This is a genomic window from Mycobacterium sp., from assembly GCF_049281135.1.
Lineage (GTDB): Bacteria > Actinomycetota > Actinomycetes > Mycobacteriales > Mycobacteriaceae > Mycobacterium.
Map to the genome: position 1 here is coordinate 1 of NZ_JBAPRN010000069.1, position 6005 is coordinate 6005.

7 protein-coding genes are annotated in these 6005 nt (G+C 63.3%); 3 read left to right on the forward strand and 4 right to left on the reverse strand.

Features of this window, described 5'->3' with window-relative positions; all coding sequences use genetic code 11:
* The 3 genes from WAN02_RS02850 to WAN02_RS02860 all read right to left on the reverse strand — a co-directional run.
* A partial coding sequence (locus tag WAN02_RS02850; RefSeq protein WP_422262659.1) for an acetolactate synthase large subunit occupies positions 1-879 on the reverse strand: 879 nt, incomplete at its 3' end.
* A gap of 292 nt (positions 880-1171) precedes the next feature.
* Complete coding sequence (locus tag WAN02_RS02855; protein WP_422262661.1) at positions 1172-1864, reverse strand: TetR/AcrR family transcriptional regulator; 693 nt, start codon at positions 1862-1864, stop codon at positions 1172-1174.
* A 169-nt stretch (positions 1865-2033) separates the two neighbouring features.
* Positions 2034-2468: a hypothetical protein gene (locus WAN02_RS02860; protein ID WP_422262663.1), complete on the reverse strand. Its 435-nt coding sequence runs from the start codon at positions 2466-2468 to the stop codon at positions 2034-2036.
* A gap of 226 nt (positions 2469-2694) precedes the next feature.
* On the opposite strand from WAN02_RS02860, the gene WAN02_RS02865 reads away from it, so the two are divergent.
* Both WAN02_RS02865 and WAN02_RS02870 read left to right on the forward strand, forming a co-directional pair.
* A complete protein-coding gene (locus WAN02_RS02865) occupies positions 2695-3312 on the forward strand; it encodes a TetR/AcrR family transcriptional regulator (RefSeq protein WP_422262665.1) in 618 nt (205 codons plus the stop codon).
* A gap of 31 nt (positions 3313-3343) precedes the next feature.
* Positions 3344-3865 carry a MarR family winged helix-turn-helix transcriptional regulator gene (locus WAN02_RS02870; RefSeq protein WP_422262667.1) on the forward strand — a complete coding sequence of 174 codons (522 nt, stop codon included), beginning with the start codon at positions 3344-3346 and terminating at the stop codon, positions 3863-3865.
* 79 nt (positions 3866-3944) lie between these two features.
* On the opposite strand, the gene WAN02_RS02875 is transcribed toward WAN02_RS02870, so the two are convergent.
* Entirely contained in the window at positions 3945-4793 is an 849-nt protein-coding gene (locus WAN02_RS02875) for a MerR family transcriptional regulator (RefSeq protein WP_422262669.1), read from the reverse strand.
* Between the two features lie 318 nt (positions 4794-5111).
* Here WAN02_RS02875 and WAN02_RS02880 point away from each other — a divergent pair, with 318 nt between their 5' ends.
* Positions 5112-5882: an SDR family oxidoreductase gene (locus tag WAN02_RS02880; protein ID WP_422262671.1), complete on the forward strand. Its 771-nt coding sequence runs from the start codon at positions 5112-5114 to the stop codon at positions 5880-5882.
* The last annotated feature ends 123 nt before the right edge of the window (positions 5883-6005 follow it).

Genomic DNA, 6005 nt, shown 5'->3' on the forward strand with positions numbered 1-6005 from the left:
CTGGCAGTCTGAGGAGACCAGCTCGCTGGACATACCCGGGTAGGCGAAGAACGAGACCGGCGTTTGCGCCTCCACCAAAATCACCTGACGGTAGCTGGCGAGTTGGGCTCTGGCGGCGTCGATGTCGTACAGCAGACGGTCAATCTGGGGCCGCCCGGCGCCCCGCTCCACGCGGGAAGGAAACGTTTCGCTCAACAGGCCGGCGCCGGTCGCATCCGCGATGCGACGAGCGTGGCCCAGCGACACGCCGCGAAGAGCCCGGCCGCCCAGCAGCAGCAAGCAGCTCTCGCCGGAGTCCAGCACCTTGGCTGCGTTGGCCACAGCTAAATCGTCAACACCACACGGCGCGGGCGCGCCGAGCGGCGGGCCAGGCACGGCGCCTTCGTTCCACGACACATCGGCCGGAAGAATCAGAGTTGCGACCTCCGCTGGCGGGCCGCAGGCGGCCGCGACCGCTGCGGCAGCCGATTTCCCGACGTCTTCGGCGCGGGCGGGGCGGTCAACCCATCCCGAGAACGTTCTCGCGGCAGCGTCGATATCAGATTCCAATGGCGCGTCGAACTGTTTGTGATATGTCGCGTGATCACCCACGATGTTCACCAGCGGCACATTGGCGCGACGCGCGTTGTGCAGATTTGCCATTCCGTTCGCCATGCCCGGCCCGAGATGTAGAAGTGTCGCGGCCGGCCGATCGGTCATTCGCGCATAACCGTCGGCAGCACCCGTGGCGACGCCCTCGAACAAGCCCAGGATCGTGCGCATTTCGGGCACATCATCGACGGCGGCCACAAAATGCATCTCCGAAGTTCCAGGATTCGCAAAGCAAACCGTCACGCCTGCGCCAATCAGCGTGTGCAGCAACGCGTGTGCACCGTTCATCAAGCTCCTCCAGACGATGAGTCGGTCACCCGTTTCGGTGCCGCCCCCACAGATTACTGTAGCCTCATGGCTACAGTAGGCCAAGGGTACAGCGTCGGCGCCAGGTTCCGCACCCATCGTGGAACCGTTGGCAGCGGCGCGGTGTCGTTGTGCACCTACCGCCGCCGCAACGTCGTGATCACTTGCTCGGCTGCTCCGGCATCCGATTTCACTGGTGTCCCAATACAGATGACCAGTCGTTGCAGCTGCGCCAGTGTGGGTCAGACCGACCTGAGATGCCGGCCCCCTCTCCTCATTGAGTGGGCGTGGCCTGACCCCGAGTCGAGATCGCGGACTGTGACTTGCGAGTCAGCAAACTGATCGCTGGAGATTGCATAACCCCGGATATCCGGGCGCGCAAGCGGCTTGTTGGGGTTGGGATATCGAGCGCGCGGTCGAATGTGCGTAGACACATTTCGGTGAGCTCAGCTCGCGAGATAGTCTGCGAATCAATCCATTTCACGCAGACCGCGCGAACGAACGCCAGCCAGCCCGCCACGGCGATCTCGGTGGCATCGCGCGGATGCCCCTCCGCGACGAGTTGATCAACCAGAAGTCGGCCCACGACATTGAGCTCTTCGGCGACGATCGCCTGGATTGCCGGGTCATCCGACAATCCACCGCGGTTGATCGTGATTGCTTCGAAGGGATGATCGACAAAAGATTGAATGTGGGCGTCGAGTGCAGAAGCAAGCTGTTCGGCCAGCGGTAGCTCCGGATCAGGGCTGACGCGTGCCAGGAACCGGTCAATGGCCCGCTTGAACAGCGCTACGTATAGGTCTCGCTTACTCGAAAAGTGGTGATACATCAACGATCGCGACACACCCGCGACCGCAGCGATGTCCTCCATGAGGACATCGTCATAGGGCTTTTCCGCGAACATCGCAGCCGCGGTATCGAGCAGGTGATCGCGCCGCTGCTGCGGTTCCAGTCGACGTCGTGTCACGTGCCGCCACCGCCGACATGCAGCCCTGGGCTACCAACCCACACCGCGCTAAGCCGCCCTGTATACCCGCCAACGAACGACTTTGATTTACCGCGGACCAATTCACGAGGTCCGGTCAGGTGCAGAACGCAGGCCCGTGTGTGCTGTGCATCGGAGCGATTACGAAGCGTCAAATGCACCCCTGGAGGTACGGATCGCGCGGCGGCGGTGAGTTGAATTGGATTGCGACGGCGAGCGGTTGAGAATGCGACGGGAAATCATCACGGAACTTCGCGGTCGCGCCGCCCAAAATGCTGGGAAGAATCTGCACGAAATCGACGCGAAGCGCGACTTCCCGCTGGGCATGCAGTGCCCGGTAGCCCAGCCACCCCGCCAGCCCCCCGATCGTCACGACCAAGACTAAGCCCAGCAAGACCAGCAGGCGTGCACGGTGGCGCCCGCCGGCCACTGTTTGCCGGCGCTCATCGGGCGGACCGCCTACCGCGACGTCGCGTTGGCTGGCCGGCGCGGCGACGCGGTCACTGGCATCGCACTCGGTGGTCACCGCGGTGTAACTGACGCGCAGGATGGGGTACCCGTTGCGCGGGCTAGTGATCGCTAGCATGTCGGCTCCTACACAATTGCGCTCCCCCGACGCGGAACGCCCGAGTGCCGCACGGTTGGATCCGACGTTAAATGGCGCCTACGGCAGACTACGAGTCAATTATGGCACGTCGATGTCCGTTGCTGGCCGACTATGGTGAGCGCTCAACAGCCCCGGCCGAGCATCGCGGATAGCCCTCCTCACCCATGATGTGATAGCAGGCTATCAGGTCGGTTAGGGTATGACGGTGCCTACATCCGTGCGCGGGCTGCGCGCCGACGCCGCCCGCAACGTCGAGCGCATCATCGACGCCGCGCAGCGGGTCTTTGCGCGCGCCGGCTCAGCAGCGGTGATGGAGGACGTTGCCGCCGAGGCCGGCGTGGGAGTGGCGACCGTTTACCGGCGCTTCCCGACCAAGGAAGTGCTTCTCAGGGCGATTCTGGATCGCAAATTCGATGAGTTTTTGGGGGCTACCAGCCAAGCCCAGCATGAGGCCGATCCGCCTGTTGCGATGCGCCTAGCCCTCAGCGGCGCCGTGGCTTTCCTCACCGAAGACCCCAACACCATCGCGGCGGCCACGAGCAGCGGCCTGTGGACGATGGATATGGCATATCGATTTTTCGAGCCGGTCGGCCAAATTGTGCGCCGCGGCCAGAAGGCCGGCGTCTTCCGTCGTGACCTGGTGCCCGATGATGTCCCGCGGATCGTGCTGATGCTCGTCGGCACGTTGCCGTCGATCTATCCGGAATCCGATGGCTGGCGCCGCTACGTGGACCTGATCCTGGACATGCTTACCGGCAGCCGCACAAAGCTGTCGGCGGCCAGTCCGGTACGCGAACACCGGCCGCCGCTGCCGGCGGACTAACCCAGGCCAGCTACTTCGGACAGTGAGGTCAATGATGCCGTTGGAGAACAACAAACCTGACGCGGATGGTTTGACACCACTGGCGGATGGGCTATATCGCGCAATTGCCGCGTGTAACTCGATCTCGCGCCAAAACGCGAGCAACCGTGCGGCTGCGGGGGGCCTGACGTCGCGTCAGCTGTCAATTCTTACGACCCTTGTTGAACGCGGACCACTCCGGACGTCGCAGGTGGCCGAATACGAGGGAGTTCGGCAAGCCACCATCAGCACGGCGATCCGCTCACTGGAATCCCTTGGGCTGGCCGAAAGGTCGCCAGATCCAACCGACAACCGATCAGTCCTGGTCGAAGCCAGCACCAAAGGCCGCGCGGCGCAAAGCGCCGCACTGGCCAATATCCTTGCGACTGGGGCACAGATGCTCTGCCGGCTGGATCAGACTGATCGCGACATACTGGCCCAGGCAGTCGCCCCGCTAAAGCGGCTTTTCGGCCAGAAAGTTACGCTTTCCGGCCACCACCGCTTCATGGCGCAACCGGGTGAGCAATGGCGATAACCAATCAACCGTCACGTCGGGACCGGGGTGCCGCACGGTGTTTGGCCGTCGCCGGCCGGTGATCAAAACCAAGGCCAGTTCAGCGGGCTTTCGCAAGCGGCGTCGCTGTGGCCGGGCCTGTGCCGAAGATCGGCCAACAGATTTCGGTGCGGTCAAAGGGTGCGAAATGGCCGGGCTCGGCACCGAGATAGCGTTCGCGGATTGGCCCTTGGTCGCTGATGAGATGTTCGGTGACGTAGGTGCCCAGATCCCCGTAGCTGCGATCAATATCGGTGTGCGAAGTCCCCAAGTGAGTCAGCATCGCGACCTCGGCGGCAGGAAGCACACGGGTATGCACGGGGCCGGGCGGGTGGATTGGATTGTCGGTGGGGATGAACACGCTGGCCTCACCTCGGGATTCGGTGAACAGTTCGCGTTCATAGAGTCCACCGACCGGCCCGCTCGGGTGTGTTCCCGATTCTCGGAATACCGCACTCAAATAGTCCGTGGCGGTGACGAACCATGTGCCGATCTCGTCGATGTCGATCGTGGCGGTGACCGCCCACACGGCGGTCTGGGGTTCGAAACGGACTTCAACTTTGGTCTGCCGCCGCGCCACGGAAAGTAGTTCGCCCAGCCCTCGGACCATGTCCTGGGTGCGCTGTAGCTGGTCCTCCATGCGTCGCAGGTGTGCGGTGATGATCTCGTTACGCTCGCCCACGTCGTCGGTATTCAGCAGCGCTTTCACATCGGGGATCGCCATGCCCAGGTACCGGAACCGCCGAATGATGTGGGCGCGATCAACTTGGCTGGTGTCATAGAACCGATAACCGTTGTGGGGGTCGACGTGTGCGGGCTCGAGCAACCCAAGGTCGTGGTAGTGCCGAAGCGCCTTCGTACTCAGACAGGCCATCACCGAAAAGTCACCGATTGACACTTGTGCGCCCATGAACAACCAATCCTTCCTGGCGGCCTCCAAGCTCGCCCCGTGAGCACCGCTGTCAAACTCATCGTGGAGCCTCCCCTTACAGGAAGGTCAACGTAACGGTCGGGCGCTCCCTCGGGCCTCCGGTCTTCGCGCGCGACGGATGATGGCCGGCCAATCCACCGGGCGCCATCTCAAATTACGGCCGGCATTTTGGTGACTCTGTCGACAGGGGTTGACCTTTCCCCTAGGGCAAGGCCGATTCTCGCAGCGATAGCCGCACAGCCCCGGTTGCAGTTGATCACCGCTAGCCGCGGACTGCAGAGCAAGAGGAGAACGATCATGAGGGACGCCGATTCACTGACCGGGCAGCGTGCGCTGGTCACCGGCGGAACCAAGGGCATCGGCGCGGCAATCGTCAACCGCCTGATCTCAGCGGGGGCGCGCGTCGCGACCACCGCCCGTACCGCTGCGCCAACTGCTGCCGAACTTTTTATACAAGCCGACATCAGTACCGACGACGGGGTCGACAGAACTGTCTCTGAGGTCCAAATCCATTTCGGCGGAATCGACATCGTGGTGCACAATGCCGGCGGGTACGACTTCGAACCCGACGCGGCGCAACACACCGACGCTCAGTGGTTGCAGGTCCTGAACCTCAACCTCTTGGCACCCGTCCGCATCGACCGTGCCCTGATTCCCGGCCTTATCCAGCAAGGGGCAGGAAACATCGTCCACATCACCTCGATCGCCGGCCTGATGCCAACCACCGGGCCGCTGCCCTACGCCGCCGCCAAAAGCGCGCTCCGCACCTATAGCAAGGGCCTATCGGCTGAACTGGGGCCCGCTGGAATCCGAGTCAACTCGGTGTTGCCCGGCTTCATCGACACAGAAGGCGCTCAACGGGTGCTCGACGCCATAATCGCGATGACAGGCGGCGACGAGCAGTCCGCCCGCCGTGAGTTGATACGCCAGCTCGGCGGCGTCGCCCTCAACCGTGGCGGCCGGCCCGACGAGGTCGCCGAACTCGTGGCGTTTGTCGTCTCCGATCGCGCGAGTTACATCACCGGAGCCGATTTCCATGTCGACGGCGGCACGATACCCACGCTATGACAATGCGAATCCCCGCTGCCCCAAACAGACCCCGGCGACGCTGATGGCTCCAACCACTATGCGGCATCTCCCGCTTGACGGGGCTCGCGCTTCGCCCCGCAGACTGACGACGTCGGCATCAGA

Bases quoted from the DNA above. Each gene is read 5' to 3' on its own strand.
- WAN02_RS02860 (WP_422262663.1), bottom strand. From the start codon at position 2,468: ATGCTAGCGATCACTAGCCCGCGCAACGGGTACCCCATCCTGCGCGTC.
- WAN02_RS02870 (WP_422262667.1), top strand. From the start codon at position 3,344: ATGATGCCGTTGGAGAACAACAAACCTGACGCGGATGGTTTGACACCA.
- WAN02_RS02875 (WP_422262669.1), bottom strand. From the start codon at position 4,793: ATGGGCGCACAAGTGTCAATCGGTGACTTTTCGGTGATGGCCTGTCTG.
- WAN02_RS02880 (WP_422262671.1), top strand. From the start codon at position 5,112: ATGAGGGACGCCGATTCACTGACCGGGCAGCGTGCGCTGGTCACCGGC.